Source organism: Shimia sp. R9_2 (assembly GCF_017743735.1).
Taxonomy (GTDB): domain Bacteria; phylum Pseudomonadota; class Alphaproteobacteria; order Rhodobacterales; family Rhodobacteraceae; genus Shimia.
This window is the reverse complement of sequence record NZ_JAGHRO010000003.1, coordinates 140,574-159,200: the sequence shown is the minus strand read 5'-3', so window position 1 is coordinate 159,200 and position 18,627 is coordinate 140,574. Positions and strand designations below refer to the sequence as shown.

Genomic DNA, 18,627 nt, shown 5'->3' with positions numbered 1-18,627 from the left:
GTTAAGCCCGCTATGACAGGCCAGGTCGTCACCCGTTTTGCCCCTTCGCCCACCGGCTTCTTGCACATTGGTGGCGCGCGCACGGCGCTGTTCAACTGGCTTTATGCCCGTGGCCGTGGCGGCAAGTTCCTTTTGCGCATCGAAGACACCGATCGCGAGCGCTCCACCCCCGAGGCCACAGCCGCCATTCTGGAAGGCATGTCCTGGCTCGGTCTCGATCACGACGGCGAGGTTGTGAGCCAGTTTGAGGGCGCAAGCCGCCACGCCGAAGTTGCGCTGCAGCTGCTGTCTGAGGGCAAAGCTTACAAGTGTTTTGCCACACAGGACGAAATCGCTGCCTTCCGCGAAGAGGCCCGCGCCGCCGGGAAATCCACGCTTTATCAAAGCCCTTGGCGGGACGCCGCAGAGGAAACCCATCCGGACGCACCTTATGTGGTGCGCATCAAAGCCCCGCGCGAGGGCAACACCGTGATCCGCGATCAGGTGCAGGGCGATGTGACCATACGTAACGACCAGCTCGATGACATGGTGCTGTTACGTTCGGATGGCACGCCGGTTTACATGCTGGCTGTTGTTGTTGATGACCACGATATGGGCGTGACCCATGTGATCCGGGGGGATGACCACCTCAACAATGCCGCACGCCAGATGATGATCTATGAGGCCATGGGCTGGGACGTGCCGGTCTGGGCCCATATCCCGCTGATCCATGGTCAAGACGGCAAAAAGCTTTCCAAACGCCACGGCGCACTCGGCGCGCAGGAATATCAGGCGATGGGTTATCCGGCTGCTGGCATGCGCAACTATCTGGCCCGTCTGGGCTGGAGCCACGGCGATGACGAGTTCTTCACCGACACCCAGGCCAAAGAGTGGTTTGATCTCAATGGCATCGGCAAAAGCCCTGCGCGCTTTGACACCAAGAAGCTGGAAAACATCTGTGGCCAGCACATCGCGGTGTCTGATGATGCTGCATTGCTGCAAGAAATCGTGGCCTATCGCGCCGCAGCAGACCTGCCCGCGCTGTCTGAGGCCCAGACCGTATTACTACGGGACGCGCTCTACTGCCTGAAGGATCGGGCCAAAACTTTCCCCGATCTGCTTGAAAAAGCTCACTTTGCGCTCGCGGCACGCCCACTTGACGTTGAGGAAAAGGCATCAAAAAATCTTGATACAGTATCCCGTGGTATACTGAAAGAATTGACGCCGCAGCTGCAAAATGCTAGCTGGACGCGTGAAGGGCTTGAGGCTGTAACGAGCAGCTTTTCAGAAGCCAAGGAAATCAAGTTCGGCAAGATGGCCGGCCCTCTTCGGGCTGCGCTGGCTGGCCGCGCTGCGACCCCCAGCGTGTTTGACATGATGCTGGTGTTGGGACGCGAGGAAACACTCGCGCGTCTTTCAGACGTCGCCAATTAAATGTGACGGTTTTAGTGGCGTTTACGCCACTTTAATCCGCTGCGAAGACAAAGCTGCCGGGGCACTCCGTGTCCCCGGCTCGATAAGAAGGGAAACAGCCATGTCCGAGACACAGAAAACCGCGACGCTCACCATTGATGGTGCGTCCTACGACTTGCCGGTCTATTCTCCCACCTCCGGCCCGGATGTGCTGGATATCCGCAAACTCTACGGCCAAGCCGGTGTGTTCACCTATGACCCAGGTTTCACCTCCACAGCGTCCTGTGAATCCACCATCACCTATATCGACGGCGAAGAAGGCATCCTGACCCACCGCGGCTATGCGATTGGCGATCTCGCGGGCAAATCCCACTATCTCGAAGTCTGCTACCTGCTGCTTTATGGCACCCTGCCAACCGCAACCGAGCTGGAAGAATTCGAGAACACCATCACGCATCACACCATGCTGCATGAGCAGATGGTGAACTTCTTCCGCGGCTTCCGCCGCGACGCGCACCCGATGGCGATCATGGTGGGTGTGGTTGGCGCAATGTCTGCCTTCTACCACGACAGCACCGACATCAACGATCCGCGCCAGCGCGAGATCGCATCTCACCGCCTGATCGCAAAGATGCCAACTATTGCGGCGATGGCCTATAAATACACCATCGGTCAGCCGTTTGTTTCCCCACGCAACGATCTGGACTACGCCTCCAACTTCCTGCGCATGTGCTTTGCTGTGCCTGCCGAAGACTATGAGGTGAACCCGATCCTGTCCCGCGCGATGGACCGTATCTTCACCCTGCACGCCGACCACGAGCAGAACGCATCGACCTCCACCGTGCGTCTGGCCTCCTCTTCCGGTGCAAACCCATTTGCCTGTATCGCAGCGGGCATCGCCTGCCTCTGGGGTCCGGCACATGGCGGCGCAAACCAGGCCTGCCTGGAAATGCTGAAAGAAATCGGCTCTGTGGATCGCATCCCGGAATTCATCGCCCGCGCCAAAGACAAGAACGACCCGTTCCGTCTGATGGGCTTTGGCCACCGTGTTTACAAAAACATGGACCCACGCGCGACCGTGATGAAAGAAAGCGCCGACGAAGTGCTGGAGCTGCTGGGCGTCGAAGACAACCCGCTGCTGCAGGTCGCCAAAGAGCTCGAGCACATCGCTCTGAACGACCCGTACTTCAAGAACAAGAAGCTCTTCCCGAACGTGGACTTCTACTCCGGCATTATTCTGGAGGCGATGGGCTTCCCGACTTCCATGTTCACCCCAATCTTTGCCCTGTCCCGCACAGTTGGCTGGATCTCCCAGTGGAAAGAACAGCTGTCCGATCCAGCCCACAAAATCGGCCGTCCGCGCCAGCTGTACCTCGGCGAAGACGTGCGTGGCTACGTGGACATCGAAAACCGCTAAGCGAAAGCACAACCAGACACTTTCAAACGCGCTGATCCTTTTCGGCGCGTTTTCTTTTTGCATCAACGGCTTACTGAGATCGCCTTATGGGTGTGAGAAATTAAATTTCGAGACAAAGTTTTGACACGTTTAACGTGCAATGTATGCTTCTAGAGATATTTGATTTGGAACATTTTGAGTCGCAACCACTGCCCTTTGCAATATTCAGAACAATCGGTTGATAAACTCACGGTTTCTGGTGATTTCAGAAACAGCGGTCGCTCGCCCAATCCAAGTCAAAGCAAATTTGTCGCCTGCTAGGCGCACAACGTACTGGATGGAGTAAGTAGAATGTGGATGTTTGGCCTTCTTCTCGTCGGGCTGGCTGCTGGCGGATTAATCAGCGACGACGATGATGGTGATGAAGCGGTTTCTGACACCCCAATTCGTGTGACCGAAGGCGAAGATGAGGGTGAAACCGGCTTGCTGCGTGAAGGCAACGACAGCGACAACGCAATTTCGGGCACGTCAGGGCACGATATCCTCTCGGGTGAAGGCGGTAATGACACGCTCAATGGCGGTGAAGGACGAGATTTCCTGTTCGGCTTCACCGGAGATGACACCCTGCGCGGCGACTTGGACGACGACGTTCTAGCTGGGGGCGAAGGCGACGACCTCCTGAGCGGTGGCGAGGGCAATGACACTCTTCGCGGGTATTCTGGAAACGATACACTCAACGGTGGCGCGGGCAATGACGTACTCATAGGCGCCGACATCTCGAACCGCGAAATCGAGATTGGCGATGTCTACAGAGATCGTGCCGCTTCCGGCCCGCTCGAGTTCGAGGAGCCAACGGAAGACGAAGCCAACGTGCTGGACGGCGGCGGTGGCAACGACGTGCTTTTGCTCGGCGAAGGGGATACCGCAACCGGTGGCGAAGGAGTGGACCTGTTTCAAATTGGGCAATGGATTGACGAAGATGCCCCGCTGATCACCGATTTTGATGCAAACGAAGATATTCTTTCCGTTCTGTATGAAGATGATCAACCGTCACCGACCATCACCCTTGAGCGCACTGGAGGCGAAACCCAGGTTCTGGCCAACGGTGTGGTGATGGCACGTATCGCTGGCGATGCGGCAGGCTTGGACGTATCCGATGTGGTTCTGACCGTAGCCTAACAGCCCCAATCAAAACATCAGGCCGCAGGGAACCTCTTGCGGTCTGCCACGCGCAAAACCCGTTGCATGCGTTTGGCGCGATGACTAGGGTGGCGTCAGGGTACGCAGTTCACCCAGGCGCCGCCGGTCAGTCTGACTTTGCTAAACCTGCGATTTTATGAGCCGACAGCATGCTTTTGCGCGTGTCGTCGACAAGGGCGGCCATCGACCCCGGCTTGGGCTTTTGCCTTCGGGACACACGCCAGCCAAAAGGATGCGCTCATGTCCAAAGACGTGACCCCGCTATATGTGGCCGATGTTTCGGCTTTCACCAAACAGTTGCGCCGTTCTCTTGCAGGGCAAGACGCCCTGCCCGGCCATGCGGCCATGATGGGTCTTGTGGCCAAGGCCGCCGGATTTCAGAACCATCAGCACCTGCGCAACGCCGCCGCCAAAGCGCCGCCTGCGCTGGACGAACTGGCCCTCAAACGCGCCCTGCGGGTGTTTGACGAAAACGGCAAAATGTTTCGCTGGCCCAAATGGACCAAGGTGCAGGGCCTCTGCCTCTGGCCCTTCTGGGCGCGCCTGTCCGCCCATCAGGATCTCAGCGAAAAAGAGGTCAATACCGTCCTGAAAGACGGGCTGGCCTTTGACGATCACGTGCTTCTGCGCCGTTCCCTGATCGACCACAAACTGGCCGAGCGCACCATTGATGGCCGCATCTACCGCCGCATAGAACAAAGGCCAACACCCGAAGCGCTGGCCCTCATGCGACGTCTCAAAGAGCGCTGAATGCCGCTCCGCTCCCCATGCCTCCACCTGTGGCGGGCGTGGGGTAACAGACTTTAGCGCCCCTCATATTGCGCGGGGCGCTTTTGCAGAAAGGCCACCACGCCTTCCTGAAAATCGCGGGTCTTGCCAAGCTTGCCCTGCCGCTTGGCTTCCTGCTCCATCTGCTTGGTCCAGTCGTTGGCCGAGCTTTCCTGAATGGCGCGTTTGATTTCTTTGTAGGCCAGCGTCGGGCCACTCGCCAAATGCTTCGCCCGCGCCTGCCAATGGGCCTCAAAACCCTCATCCGGCACCGCTTCCCAGATCATCCCCCATTGATCTGCCTGCGTGGCCGAAATGCGCTCGCCAAAGAGCGCGGCACCCATGGCTTTGGCGGTGCCCATACGACGCGGCAGCTCATAGGTGCCGCCTGCGTCCGGCATCAATCCAATCCGGCTGAAGGCCTGCAGGAAATAGGCGCTCTCCGAGGCGATCACCACATCCGCCGCCAGCGCCAGATTGGCCCCCGCCCCGGCAGCCGCCCCGTTCACTGCGCTGATGGTCGGGATCGACAGGTCGCGCAACGCGCGCAGCATCGGCATGTATTCGTCCCGAAGCGTGCGCTCCAGATCCACATGCGCGGCATTTGCACCGTCCCCCAGATCCTGTCCGGAACAGAACGCGCCCCCCGCGCCGGTCAGCACCAGCACGCGCGCAGTTTCACCGGCGGCAATGATGGCATCTGTGATTTCCGCACGCATTTGCTGCGTCATCGCGTTCAACGTCTCAGGCCGATTGAACGTGATCACGGCCACGCCGTCCTCTACGGCATAAGTGATCGTCTGATAATCCATGAAGTTTCTCCCTCTCCCGGACAATTCATCGCTAAATTGTGCGGTTCCTCAAGGGGGAATTTGCGTCAGTCTTCAAGGATTTCCTTCAATCGGGCCGCCTCTTCGGCGCTGAGCTTGCGTTCGGTCGGCGCGCGCGCCTGAGAGCGCCGCCGCGCATAGGCCAGCCCCATGCCAAGTGCGATGATCAGCATCGCCGGACCTGCAAGATAAAGCACCAGGTTGGAGCCGGTGGTGCGTGGCCGCAGCAGCACATATTCGCCGTAGCGCTCCACCACAAAATCCACCACGCCGTCGTTGCTGTCTCCGGCCACAAGGCGTTCACGCACCAACAGGCGCAGATCACGCGCCAGCTGGGCGTTGCTTTCGTCAATGCTTTCATTGCGACACACAAGACACCGCAAATCTTTGGAAATTTCCCGCGCCCGCTCTTCCAGAACGGGATCAGCCAAGACCTCATCAGGCTGCACAGCCGCGCTTGGCCCTGCCACTAGCATCGCCACTGCCAGGGTGGCTCCAAATTTGCGTAGGGCGTTCAACATCTCAAACCTCATTCCGCCGGCACACCGCCGCTTGGCGCTTTGCGCGCGCCCGCAGCCACGCGGTAACGCCGATCGCTCAGGCTTAGACAGCCGCCAAGCGCCATCAGGAACGATCCCATCCAGATCCAGTTGGTCAGGGGCTTGATATAGGTGCGCACCGTATAGGCCCCGCCCGGCTGTTCATCCCCAAGCGCCAGATACACATCCCGCAGCACACGATAGTCAATCGACGCCTCGGTGGTTGGCATCCCCGCAATCGGATAGACCCGCTTTTCCGGATGCAGCATGGCGATTTCTCGGCCACCGCTGCGCACCCGAATATCCGCCATGGTGCTCAGATAGTTCGGCCCTTCCACATCACGCACATTCTCGAGCGTGATCTCAAACGCGCCGACGGTGTATGGCTCATTGAGCTGCGCCACACGGATGTCTTCCTGCTCCCAGGCCATCAGACCGGCAACGCCAAACATGGTCACGCCAAGCCCCGCATGGGCCACCGCCTTACCCCAATCCGCACGTGGCAGCCGCGTCATCCGGCCCAAACGCGCCTTCAGATCGCCCCGTCCAGTGCGCGAGAGCAGGTCCGTGGCGGCACCAAAGACCAGCCATGCGCCAAGGAACAGCCCAACTGGACCCAGAGGCGACCGTCCGCTCTGCATCGCCCAGACCAGCCCGGCCAGCGCAATCGCCAGCATCAATGCAGGCACCAGCGGCTTCATCGCCTTACCAAGCTTGGCCCGCTTCCACGGCAGCATCGCGCCAATCGGCAGGATCGCGCCAAGCAACACCATGAAAGGTGTGAACGCCATATTGAAGAAGGGCGGGCCCACGCTCAACTTGCGGGCAAAGGCAAGCTCGCTCACCAGCGGCCAGATGGTGCCGATAAAGACCACAAAACAGGACACCGCCAGCAGGATATTGTTGAGCACCAGCGCGGTTTCCCGGCTGACCACACCAAACACGCCCTTCGCTTCCATCGCCCCGGCCCGCGCCGCAAACAGGGTCAGCCCGCCGCCTGTGAACACCGCCAGAATGGCCAGAATGAATACGCCGCGCTCCGGGTCATTGGCAAAGGCATGCACAGAGGTGATCACACCGGAGCGCACAATGAAGGTCCCGATCAGGGAGAAGCTGAACGCCATGATCGCGAGCAGGATCGTCCAGCTTTTCAGCGATTCACGTTTTTCCACCACAATAGCGGAATGCAGCAGCGCCGCCGCCAGAAGCCATGGCATGAAGGAGGCGTTTTCCACCGGATCCCAGAACCAGAAGCCGCCCCAGCCCAGCTCGTAATAGGCCCACCAGGAGCCAAGCGCGATGCCGATGGTCAGAAACACCCAAGCCGCCAACGTCCAGGGCCGCACCCAGCGCCCCCAGGCCGCATCCACACGGCCCTCAAGCAACGCAGCAATCGCAAAGGAGAACGCCATGCTCAGTCCCACGTAGCCCAGATAGAGGAACGGCGGGTGCAGCGCGAGGCCCACATCCTGCAGAAGCGGATTCAGATCGCCGCCGTCAAACGGCACCACATCCATCCGCAAAAACGGGTTAGACGTCAGAAGGATAAAGGCAAAAAAAGCAACTGCCACAGAGGCTTGCACCGCCAAAGCGCGGGCGCGCAGGGTTGCGGGCAGATTGCCGCCAAACCACGCCAGACAGGCACCAAAGATGGTCAGGATGAACACCCAGAGCAGCATGGACCCCTCATGGTTCCCCCAGACACCGCTCACTTTATAGAGCATGGGCTTCAGCGTGTGGGAGTTGCTCACCACCAACTGCACGGAGAAATCAGACACCACAAAGGCATAAGTTAGCGCCGCAAAAGAGAAGCCTGTGAACAGGAACTGCAAGCCCGCAGCTGGTTCGGCCACAGCCATCCAACCGGGCCATCGCTTATGCGCGCCAACAAGAGGAACGATTGCCTGCACCACGGCGGTGACGGCGGCTAGGATCAGTGCGAAATGGCCGAGCTCTACTATCATGGCGTCTATATAGACCTGCCTCCCCAAGGGTCCAATGCAATTCGGCGTAAATCTCGGTCCAGATTGTCGCGCCCTCAGCCTGCCGTTTTGCGCCAATCATCTAGGACAGGGTTCTTCAGGCCTTCCGGCCCCTCTGCACTCTGCTTTGGCGCACGGGCGTCTGCCCGCTCGTCCGCGCCTGCATCGTCCTCTCGTTTCTGGATGTTTTCCAACGTCTCAATGGCCTCCACAACCTGCGGCACCTGCTTCAAGTTCTGCGACATACTGCGTTGAAATTCCTGCCCTTTCGCCTGATGCCTCGCGCCAAAGTAGAAACTCACAATCACGCCCAACAGCCACCACATCGGATCAGGCACCAGCGCAATACCGGTCATGCGCGCCGCAAACCACACCGGATCCACCATGGCCGCCACAAACAGCGCCAGACAGCCGATTGCCATGGCCGGGCGCGGCACGCGGTTGATCCCGTCCATCAGCCGGTCAAACACCCCGCGGTCAACCGTCCGGAACTCTTCCGCATGGCTCTGCATCGCCGCGATCTGCACGTCCTGCGCCCGCTGCGCCCCTGCTTCCGCGTTCTCCCGAAACACCTCTGCGGTCTCCGCAATCACATTGCGCCCGCCGCCAAACACAAAGGACAGCGCCCGTTCAATCAGCCCCATGACGCCACCCGTTTCTGAAACTCCTCCGCACTCAGGTGATATCGGGGCGAGATGAACTCCTCCGCCCGCTTGATCCACCCCCCCTTATGGCCTGCCCGCGTGCGCGCATATTTGCGCGATTTGGGGCGCAGGTCCGCCAGCCGGAAATAATAATTCCGCCGTGCCACCCCGTAAGCATCGGCAAGATGATGTGGGGCCAAGGCAGCAGCAGCCTCACAGGCGGCGATGGTCTGCGGGCCAATCTGCCCGTCCACCGTGACCTGCTGTCCCATCTGCACAAGCAACCGCTGCAGAATTTTCACCGCATTGCCGCCTGCATTGACATACATGTCAAAGACTGAGGCTTGCAAAACCTCCGGCAAACTGCTGATCCCCGGGGCCTCATAGTAGTGTTTCAGAAAAACCCGTTCCACATCTTCCCGGGTGAGCGCACGAATGTCTGCTACATCCACATCGCCATCCCCGTCTTTGTCCAACCCAAGCCGCCGCGCCGTATGGATGGTCACGCCAAATTTGGTCGCCCCGCCCGGATCATCCGGATCATCCACAAAACCCCCTTCGCGGGCCACGATCTCCCGCGCGATTTGCTGCACATTCAACATTCTGTCGCCCTCCTGTGCCTGACACGGCCAAGCTGGCACGCCTGCGTTAAGCCCCTCCAAGCCCGCCGCACGCTGCTGTTGCGCGCATAGAAAAACCCGCAAGCCGTCAGACCTGCGGGTTCAAATCTCTGTTGAAAGGGGCTGCGGTCAGCCTTCGCTTTCCGGCTCCTGATATACGCCCTGCTCTTTCAGCGCGTCCACCACCTCTTTGGGCATATAGGTCTCATCGTGTTTGGCGAGGATTTCCGTCGCCACAAACACACCGTCCACATAAGAGCCTGTGCCCACCATGCCCTCGTTCTCTTTGAACAGATCCGGCAGGATGCCGGTGAAGGTCACAGGCACCGACGCGCCGCCGTCTGTTACGGAAAACCGCACGGTTTCGCCGTCAGCCCGCACCAGTGTACCATCCTCAACCAGCCCGCCAATGCGGAACACCTCGTTGGCCGCGGGAGGCTCTTCAAGCACCTGAGAAGGTGAGCGGAAGAAATTGATCCCATCTCGCATCGCATAGCCGATCAAGGCGGTGGATACGATCATGGCTACGAAGGTCAGGATGATCACCTGGATCCGACGTTGCTTTTTCAGGCTCTTCATTTTTAGTCTCCCGCGCCACAGCGCATTTTACGGGAAGCAAGGCGCCAGCATCAGGCCGGCGGTTTCCTCTTCTCCCAACATCAGGTTGGCGTTTTGCAACGCCTGCCCGCTGGACCCTTTGGTCAGGTTGTCCAGCGCCGCAATCACAATCGCGCGCCCTTCGATCCGGTCTCCGGTCACGCCGATATGGCAGAAGTTGGAGCCCCGCACATGGCGCGTGCTTGGCGCTTCGCCAAAGGGCAGCACCTCAATGAACGGCTCATCACCATAGGCCGCCGCAAGGGTCGCATGGATCTCCGCCGCATCCCCCTGCACATACACCGTCGCCAGAATGCCCCGGTTTGCAGGCACCAGATGCGGGGTGAACTGTACCTTCACCTCGCGCCCCGCAATCTTGGAGAATTCCTGATCGAACTCGCCCAGATGCCGGTGCGTGCCGCCAATGGCATAGGCTTGGTAGCCTTCGCTCAGCTCCGCATGCAGCAGGTTCTCTTTCAAGGACCGCCCTGCGCCGGATACTGCACATTTCAGGTCCAGAATAATCTGATCGAGATCAATCACACCCGCTTCAATCAGCGGGCGCAGCGCAAACTGTCCGGTTGCCGCATTACAGCCAGTCCCGGCCACAACCCGCGCCGCCTTGATCTCTTCGCGGTAAAATTCGGTGAGACCATAGACCGCCTCTTGCTGAATTTCGAGCGCATCATGCTGCCCGCCGTACCATTTGGCGTATTCCTCTGGGTCGCGCAGACGGAAATCCGCGCTCAGATCGACAACCTTAACGTCAGAAGGCAAAGCCTTGATAACTTTCTGAGAAGTCGCATGCGGCAAGGCGCAGAAACACAGATCTACATCGGCAAAATCAATCTCGTCGATCTTGCACAGGATCGGCAACTCCAGATGGCGCAGATGCGGGAACACCGCTGACATCTCCATGCCTGCCTTACGATCTGCGGACAGCGCCACAATCTCCATGCTCGGATGGGTGGCGATCAAACGCACCAATTCGGCTCCGGTATAGCCACTGGCGCCAAGAATTGCGATTTTATGGGTCATCTCAAAGACCTCTTTCCTGTTGTTGGCCACAGCTGTTCAGCCGGCCACCCCGTCACCTTCGGGGTAAATAATCAAAAATCGGGAGTTTTGCGAGAGCCTGCGCCCGCAGGTCGCATGTGGCTCTCTTCACGATCGGGTGTCAGGCCGATTCAAAGGTAATTCGTCGTCGCAAAAACTGCGTCGCCCGGTCAGAGACCTTGCGCACGTCGCCTGTGGTCAGGAACATATTCTTTTCGCCCGTCCCGATCATGGTTGGGTGCCGCTCCAGATAATCCGCCAGTGATTCTGCCACCAGATTGGCCTGACTATACACTTTTACCCTTGCGCCCAAAGCATCTTGAAAGGTGTCATGCATGATCGGGTAATGGGTACAGCCCAAAATCGCCGCCTGTGGCTCGGGCATCTTGCGTTTGAGCGCGTCCACATGGCTGCGCACCAGCGCCTCGGCCAGGATCATATCGCCATCTTCAATGGCATCGACCACGCCGCCACAGGCCTGTGCCTCCACATCCACGCCAATCGCGCGAAACGCCAGCTCGCGCTGAAACGCGCGGCTTGCCACGGTGGCCGGTGTCGCAAACAGCGCCACATGCTGCACATCCACTTCGCGCGGCGGGGAATTGTCCCCCCAGCTGCGCTCGGTCAACGCCTCAATCAGCGGCACAAAAACGCCCAGCACCCGCTTGTCCGTCGGCACCCAGCTTTCCTGCATACGGCGCAACGCGGCCGCGCTTGCGGTGTTACAGGCGAGGATCACCAGATCGCAGCCCGCTTCCCACATCCGCTCCACCGCCTTGGTGGTCAGATCATACACGTCATCTGCGTCGCGCACCCCGTAAGGCGCATGCGCATTATCGCCGAAATACACAATCGGCACCTCCGGCAAGCGCTTGCTCACCGCGTCATAAACGGTCAGACCGCCCAGACCACTGTCAAAAATCCCAACTGCCACAACACACCTCTATCCGCGATCAGGCGCGGTATTTTTCTTCAAACTCAAATCCATAGCCAAAATTGGCAATGGGCTTGGGAGAAAGAGAATAAGTGCTGTCTCGCAGAAAGTCCATGAGCGCCTTGGTGTCTTTGGCGCGGCTGTTGATCGCATTGCGGTCAATTGGTTCGCCAATCACCACGCGCACCGGCGTATCCACCCGCTTTTTGAACTCCCGGATCAGAAAGCCCATGCGCAGCGTGTAATGCAGGTGGCTGGCGATCTGAAACAGGCGGCTGGTGTGCCCGTCAAAGAACACAGGCACCACGGTGGCCTCCGATTTCGCCACCATCCGTGCAGTAAACCCGCGCCAACCCGGGTCAAGCGGCGTGCCAAAAGGTGTCTCTGCCGTGCTGACCGTGCCGCCCGGAAAAATCCCAATGGCCCCGCCCTCTTTCAGGTAATTCAGCGCGGTCTTGCGGGTTTCCAGATTCTGCTTCACCGCCTCTTTGGTCTCATCAAAGCTGACCGGCAAAATAACGCGGTTGAGGTCTTCAGCCTTGCGGAACACCTGATGCGCCAGAATCCGGAAATCGCCGCGCGTCTGGCTCAGGATATTGCCCATCATCAGCCCGTCCAGAATCCCGTAAGGGTGGTTGGCGATCATGATCAGCGGGCCGGTTTTGGGAATATTGGTGAGGCTCCCGCCCACCACATCCAGCGACAGCCCATAGCGCTCGCGCATCACCGACCAGAAATCCCGCCCCGCAGCCACTTCCGTCTCATAACCCTCGGCGCGCTTGATTAGGCGCAGCCGCCCTGTGGCGTTCTCCATCACACGGATCATCGCACGACCGCTGCGGGTCTGTGCGGAGTAAGCATAACTGATGTCACGGGCAACTTGGCGTTTGGACGGCATGGGTCTTCTCTGGTCTCTGTGTCCGCGCATCATATGTCAGATATGCGACAGTTTTTTAACCCCTTTGCCTGAGCCTTGCGAAAATTGGCGCAGCCACAAAAACGCCCACCGCAAAAGCGGCAGGCGTCACATTTCCTAAAGCGATGGATCGCGACCCTATTCCGCCGCAGCTTTCATCTCATCGCCATCCCGCAGCGCCGCCAGAAGCTCCTCGCGCCGTTTCGCTGCCTTGGCCTCGTTTTCCTGCTTCACCGGACCAAAGCCGCGGATTTGCAGAGGCAATGCCGCCAGCGCCACAGCCGCCTCATGCGGGTTTTCGCCGTGCTCCGCGATCACCATCGCCATATCCGCTTCATATTGCTTGACCAGCGCGCGCTCCATCTTGCGCTCTTCCGTGCGGCCAAACAGATCCAGCGGCGTGCCGCGCAAGCCTTTAAGCTTCGCAAGCAGCTTAAAGAGACGCAGAGTCTTCGGGCCAAACTCCGACTTTTCCGGCCGGCCATTGGCGCCCATCTTGGCCCGTGTGGGCGGCGACAGGTGGAATTTCATGGTGAAGTCCCCCTCAAACACCTCTTCAGCCTTGGCACGGCTCTCCAGATGCAGGCGCGCCACCTCATATTCGTCCTTATAAGACAGCAGCTTATGATAGCCCTTTGCCACAGCTTCCTTCAGACGTTTGTCAGACACGCTGTCCACCAGCTTGCGGTATCGCTTCGCGAGGCGCTTGTTCTGGTATTTCACCAGATGATCCGCACGGAAGGCGATTTTTTCCTCAAGGCTCTTGGGCATCTGCACCACTTTCGGGGTCAGCAAAGCCTCTGCATCCTCCGGATAGAGCACCGCCCAGCGACCCACTTCAAAGGCGCGCTGGTTTTTCTCAACCGCTGCACCATTAAGTTCAATCGCAGACGTGATCGCCTCATGGCTCAGCGGCACAAGGCCCTGCTGCCAGGCCGCGCCGAAAATCATCATGTTGGAGAATATCCCATCCCCCAGCACAACCCGCGCCAGTTCTGAGGCATCAAACATGCTCAGCTGTTCCCGCAGCCGCGCCTGAAGCGCCACCTCAAGCCGCCCGCTGGGCAATTTGAACTCGGTGTTCTGCGTGAAATCGCCGGTGATGATCTCATGGCTGTTCACCACGGCCCCGGTGCGCCCGGTGCTGGTCAGACCAAGGGTTTTTGCCCCGGCACTCACCACCAGATCGCCACCAATCAGCGCATCACATTCCCCCGTGGCCACACGCACCGCGCTGATGTCATCGCTGCTTTCAGCAATCCGGCAATGGATATGCACCGCGCCGCCCTTCTGGGCCAGCCCCGCCATTTCCATCATCGCTGCCGCCTTGCCGTCGATCTGCGCTGCCTGTGACAGGATTGCACCGATGGTGACCACACCCGTGCCGCCAACGCCGGTGATCACCACATTATGGGTGCCGTTGATCTGCGCGAGCTTTGGTGTCGGCATCTCCGGCAGATCCACAGCCGTGGTCGCCGCCTTGCGAATTTTTGCACCTTCCACGGTCACAAAAGACGGGCAGAACCCATTGAGACAGCTGAAATCTTTGTTGCAGCTGGATTGGTTGATCTTGCGCTTGCGCCCCAGCTCCGTTTCCACCGGCTCAATCGAGATACAGTTGGATTGCACCCCGCAATCCCCGCAGCCTTCGCAGACATCGGTATTGATGAACACCCGCCGATCCGGATCAGGGAACGCGCCCCGTTTGCGGCGCCGACGCTTTTCACTGGCGCAGGTCTGCACGTAAACAATCGCCGTTACACCGCTGATATCGCGAAACTTCTTCTCAACCGACTTAAGGTCAGCACGCTCATGAAAGCTGATACCGCTTGGGAACAGGCTCTGATCCACCTCTTCCTTCTCATCATAGACCACAGCCAGATCCTGCACCCCGATGGCGCGCAGCTCACTGGCAATCCGCTGCGGGCTCAGATCGCCCTCATTGGTCTGCCCGCCGGTCATCGCCACCGCGTCGTTGAACAGGATTTTGTAGGTGATGTTGGTCCCCGCCGCCATGGCCGCGCGGATCGCTTGAATACCGGAGTGGTTATAGGTGCCATCCCCAAGGTTCTGAAACACATGTTTGGTCTTGGAAAACGGCGCTTCGCCAACCCAGTTCGCACCCTCTCCGCCCATATGGGTGTAGCCGGTGGTTTCGCGATCCATCCACTGCACCATATAGTGACAGCCAATCCCCGCATAGGCGCGGCTGCCCTCCGGCACTTTGGTGGAGGTGTTGTGCGGACAACCCGAACAGAACCACGGCGTACGCACCGCAATATCCTCCGCATTGTCAGAGCGCTTTGCCTCCAGCAGCGTGTTCATCCCGGCCTTCACCGCATCGGTGCCGCGCCCTTCTTCAATCAGGATCTCACCGAGCTTCTCGGCAATCATGATCGGGTCCAGCGCGCCGCGTGTCGGGAACAGCTCTTCGCGCCCCATCAGTCCCGCACCGCCTTTGTACCAGCCATAGACCCGACGCCCGCGCCGATCATCAAAGATCGCCTCCTTGATCTGGATCTCAATCAGCTTGCGCTTTTCTTCCACGACCACAATCAGATCGAGCCCTTCGGCCCATTCGTTAAAAGTGGTCATATCCATCGGGAAGGTCTGCCCCACCTTATAGGTGGTGATCCCCAGCCGCGCGGCCTCTTCCTCATTGATGCCCAGAAGCTGCAACGCATGCACCAGATCGAGCCAGTTCTTGCCCGCCGCAACAAAGCCGATCTTCGCCCCCGGCTTACCCCAAACGCGCTTGTCCATACGGTTGGCGCGGCTAAAGGCCTCTGCGGCAAAGCGTTTGTAGTCGATCATCCGCGCTTCCTGCGCGTGTGGCGTGTCTGCGAGCCGGATGTTCAGCCCGCCCTCAGGCATATCAAATTCAGGCTCCACAAAGCTCAAACGATGCGGATCACCGTTCACCACAGCGGTGGCCTCAATCGTGTCTTTCATGGTCTTTAGGCCAACCCAGACTCCGGCAAAGCGGCTTAGGGCAATGCCATAGAGACCAAAATCCATGATCTCCTGCACACCCGCCGGGGACACAACCGGCATATAGGCATCCACCATCGCCCATTCCGACTGGTGCAACACAGTCGAGCTCTCGCCCGTGTGGTCATCCCCCATCGCCATCAGCACGCCGCCGTGTTTAGAGGTGCCCGCCATATTGGCATGGCGCATCACGTCACCAGTGCGGTCCACGCCTGGCCCCTTGCCGTACCAAAGGCCATAAACCCCGTCGAATTTGCCTTCCCCGCGCAGCTCCGCCCGCTGGCTCCCCCACAGCGCCGTGGCCGCCAGATCCTCGTTCAGCCCGGCCTGAAACAGCACATCAGACTCCCTCAACACCTTCTCAGCCTTGGTCATCTGGCTGTCGACCGCCCCAAGCGGCGAGCCCCGATACCCAGTCACATGCCCGGCCGTGTTCAGCCCCGCCTCCGCATCACGCGCCTTTTGCATCAGCATCAAACGCACCAAAGCCTGCGTGCCATTGAGCATCACACTGTCTTTGGACAGGTCAAACCGGTCGTTTAAGGATACTTTTTGGATACTCATCTTGCGCTCCCCTCGCTGGACGGTCTCTTCCAATATAGGCGTTATAATAAGTCGTAATTACTGACCTATGTAAACATTTTTTTGAACAAGCGTTCTTTTCTTCTTCCCTACGAGAGATAGTACGCAAAGCAACGACTTTGGATCAAAGAAAATTTTTCACAGCGCAAGCGGGGCGGCGCGGAGGCAAATTTCGAAACCGATCCGGCTGCAGAATGCCCGCGAATGTCAGACGCCCTGCGGGGTCTCCGCATTCTGCCCAAACGCCGCCCAGTCAGATTGCAAAAGCGCTGTAACATGCTCTGCCGGAACAGCTTTTGCAAAAAGAAATCCCTGCGCTTTCTCACAAGCCAACTCCCGCACAAAGGCCAGATCCTCAGCGGTCTCGATCCCCTCAGCAGTCACCTCAAGCGCCAGCCCCCGCGCCAGTGTCACAATGCCTGCCACAATGCTCTGGTTCTGGGTCTGCTCGGAAATGTCGGTCACAAAGCTGCGATCAATCTTCAGCCCGTCAAAAGGCAGCCTCTGCAGACAGGCCAAACTGGAATGGCCGGTGCCAAAATCATCGAGCGCAATCGAAACGCCAATGTCCTTTAGCTCCCCAATTTTGCGCCCGGCTTCCTCAAAATCATCAATCACCGAACGCTCTGTCACCTCAAGGATCAGCCGCCCCGCCGGAAACCCTGTTTCCACCAGAATCTCTTGGATCGAAGGGATCAGATTGGGGTCATTGAACTGCAGGCCCGACACATTGAACGACAGGGTCAGGCTTTCATCCCAACCCCGCGCATCCAGACAGGCGCGGCGCAGAATGCTCTGCCCCATGGCGCCAATCAGCCCGCAATCCTCAGCCAGTTCAACAAACACATCGGGCGGCACAAACCCGCGCACGGGATGCTGCCAGCGCGCCAAAATCTCCAGCCCTCTGACCTTATTTTTATTCGCGCAAACAATTGGTTGATACCAGGTCTTAATGTCGCCATTGGCAATCGCCTCGCGCAGATCAGCGGTGATCTGCGTGCGGTTGCGCGATTGCTGATCCTGCGTCTCATCATACCAGGCGTAAAGTCCACGCCCCTGTGAGCGCGCCTGAAAAAGTGCCTTATCCGCCCGTCTCAGCACCTCTGTCACATCGTCATTCGATTGGATTTGCACCAAGCCCGCGCTGACCCCGACATGAACCATCACCTCACCAATCTGGATCGGCTGCGCCAAATCATAAACCAACCGCTGCGTCGCCCGCTCCACCTTGCGCGCATCATTGCTTGCGTCAAACAGCATCACAAATTCATCGCTACCCAAACGGGCCACCACACCGGCGTTGCCGATCTCGCGCACCAGCCGCTCCTTGACCGCCACAAGCGTCGCATCCCCAACCGAATGGCCATGCAGCTCGTTGACAGGCTTGAACCGGTCCAGATCCAACAGCGCCAGAAAGCGCACGCCGTCTTCTGCCTCGCCCTCTGCTGCTTGCTCCTGAATGGCCTCTTCCAAAACCTCTTTGAAGGCGCGCCGGTTAAAGACCCCGGTGAGCGGGTCGTACCGCGCGGAAATCTCCGCCTGCGCGCGCAAGGCTTCCCGCTCGCGCCACAGCCGCTTCAATCGCCGTGCTTGGTAAACAGCCGAGAACAACAGAGCAAGCGTCAGGTTGATGATCAGCATCACAAGCTCATCAAGATCCCAGTCTTCATGCGCGCGGCTGTAGTCATAAAACCATTCAAATGCCTCAAGCCGGGCCAGTATCGGCCAGGTAATCAGCGCCGACAGAAAAAATCCGATGTAGATCCAGAAATGAGGCGCAAACTGCGCTCGTAACGTAGAAAAGTACCGCATGTTAAGTTGGCTCAACGCCTCTCACCAAAAGGATCGGATATTTATGTCGATCTATTCACTAAATGCTATGCGCACACCGTAACAGGCGTATTTAAAATTGTAACCTCTTACATTTATTTCAATTAAAAGACGCATAGCGAAAGAAAAGGTGAGATTTTAGGCAGTTTTCGCAACAGCGAAGCTTTCAGGTGGTCCAACTTGCGCACCCAAGAACCGCACCAAACACCTGTAAAGCTATGAAACAAGGGAAAACTGTGCTTTTCATAAGTGGCCTGACGGCGTATCTGGCAGCTTCCGTTGGGTCCGAACAGGTCGAAATGTTTTGACTGACAACTAACCACATGACACAAAACAACAAAATGGAGCCG

Annotated in this window: 15 protein-coding genes; 4 read left to right on the top strand and 11 right to left on the bottom strand. The window is 58.6% G+C overall.

What is annotated here, in order from left to right; translation table 11 throughout:
* The first annotated feature begins 12 nt into the window (after nucleotides 1-12).
* From gltX to J7400_RS09370, 4 genes are all read left to right on the top strand, one after another.
* Entirely contained in the window at nucleotides 13-1,413 is a 1,401-nt protein-coding gene (gene gltX / locus J7400_RS09385) for a glutamate--tRNA ligase (RefSeq protein WP_209062395.1), read from the top strand.
* Nucleotides 1,414-1,513: 100 nt separating this feature from the next.
* Nucleotides 1,514-2,809 (top strand): citrate synthase, encoded by a 1,296-nt coding sequence (gltA, locus tag J7400_RS09380; RefSeq protein WP_209062392.1) that lies wholly within the window; start codon nucleotides 1,514-1,516, stop codon nucleotides 2,807-2,809.
* A gap of 336 nt (nucleotides 2,810-3,145) precedes the next feature.
* Complete coding sequence (locus tag J7400_RS09375; protein WP_209062390.1) at nucleotides 3,146-3,967, top strand: calcium-binding protein; 822 nt, start codon at nucleotides 3,146-3,148, stop codon at nucleotides 3,965-3,967.
* 261 nt (nucleotides 3,968-4,228) lie between these two features.
* Nucleotides 4,229-4,738 carry a DUF2087 domain-containing protein gene (locus J7400_RS09370; RefSeq protein WP_209062388.1) on the top strand — a complete coding sequence of 170 codons (510 nt, stop codon included), beginning with the start codon at nucleotides 4,229-4,231 and terminating at the stop codon, nucleotides 4,736-4,738.
* 53 nt (nucleotides 4,739-4,791) lie between these two features.
* On the opposite strand, the gene J7400_RS09365 is transcribed toward J7400_RS09370, so the two are convergent.
* The 11 genes from J7400_RS09365 to J7400_RS09315 all read right to left on the bottom strand — a co-directional run bounded on the left by J7400_RS09365 (nucleotide 4,792) and on the right by J7400_RS09315 (nucleotide 18,259).
* A complete protein-coding gene (locus tag J7400_RS09365) occupies nucleotides 4,792-5,568 on the bottom strand; it encodes an enoyl-CoA hydratase-related protein (RefSeq protein ID WP_209062387.1) in 777 nt (258 codons plus the stop codon).
* 65 nt (nucleotides 5,569-5,633) lie between these two features.
* Nucleotides 5,634-6,107 (bottom strand): cytochrome c-type biogenesis protein, encoded by a 474-nt coding sequence (locus tag J7400_RS09360; RefSeq protein ID WP_209062385.1) that lies wholly within the window; start codon nucleotides 6,105-6,107, stop codon nucleotides 5,634-5,636.
* Between the two features lie 8 nt (nucleotides 6,108-6,115).
* The gene (locus J7400_RS09355) at nucleotides 6,116-8,089 is read right to left on the bottom strand and encodes a heme lyase CcmF/NrfE family subunit (protein WP_209062384.1); all 1,974 of its coding nucleotides are present in this window, start codon (nucleotides 8,087-8,089) and stop codon (nucleotides 6,116-6,118) included.
* Between the two features lie 74 nt (nucleotides 8,090-8,163).
* Nucleotides 8,164-8,751: a holin family protein gene (locus tag J7400_RS09350; protein ID WP_209062382.1), complete on the bottom strand. Its 588-nt coding sequence runs from the start codon at nucleotides 8,749-8,751 to the stop codon at nucleotides 8,164-8,166.
* Nucleotides 8,742-9,353, bottom strand: coding sequence for a holin-associated N-acetylmuramidase (locus J7400_RS09345; protein WP_209062380.1), 612 nt, complete (start codon nucleotides 9,351-9,353; stop codon nucleotides 8,742-8,744). The genes J7400_RS09350 and J7400_RS09345 overlap by 10 nt, the downstream gene beginning before the upstream one ends.
* Before the next feature lie 147 nt (nucleotides 9,354-9,500).
* The gene (gene ccmE, locus J7400_RS09340) at nucleotides 9,501-9,950 is read right to left on the bottom strand and encodes a cytochrome c maturation protein CcmE (RefSeq protein ID WP_209062379.1); all 450 of its coding nucleotides are present in this window, start codon (nucleotides 9,948-9,950) and stop codon (nucleotides 9,501-9,503) included.
* Between the two features lie 27 nt (nucleotides 9,951-9,977).
* Nucleotides 9,978-11,006: an N-acetyl-gamma-glutamyl-phosphate reductase gene (argC, locus tag J7400_RS09335; RefSeq protein WP_209062377.1), complete on the bottom strand. Its 1,029-nt coding sequence runs from the start codon at nucleotides 11,004-11,006 to the stop codon at nucleotides 9,978-9,980.
* 139 nt (nucleotides 11,007-11,145) lie between these two features.
* Nucleotides 11,146-11,958: a glutamate racemase gene (gene murI, locus J7400_RS09330; protein WP_209062375.1), complete on the bottom strand. Its 813-nt coding sequence runs from the start codon at nucleotides 11,956-11,958 to the stop codon at nucleotides 11,146-11,148.
* 19 nt (nucleotides 11,959-11,977) lie between these two features.
* Nucleotides 11,978-12,856 carry a lysophospholipid acyltransferase family protein gene (locus tag J7400_RS09325; RefSeq protein ID WP_209062373.1) on the bottom strand — a complete coding sequence of 293 codons (879 nt, stop codon included), beginning with the start codon at nucleotides 12,854-12,856 and terminating at the stop codon, nucleotides 11,978-11,980.
* A gap of 156 nt (nucleotides 12,857-13,012) precedes the next feature.
* Nucleotides 13,013-16,429, bottom strand: a complete 3,417-nt coding sequence (locus tag J7400_RS09320; RefSeq protein WP_209062372.1) for an indolepyruvate ferredoxin oxidoreductase family protein — start codon at nucleotides 16,427-16,429, stop codon at nucleotides 13,013-13,015.
* A gap of 225 nt (nucleotides 16,430-16,654) precedes the next feature.
* Nucleotides 16,655-18,259: an EAL domain-containing protein gene (locus tag J7400_RS09315; RefSeq protein WP_209062369.1), complete on the bottom strand. Its 1,605-nt coding sequence runs from the start codon at nucleotides 18,257-18,259 to the stop codon at nucleotides 16,655-16,657.
* Between the last annotated feature and the right edge of the window lie 368 nt (nucleotides 18,260-18,627).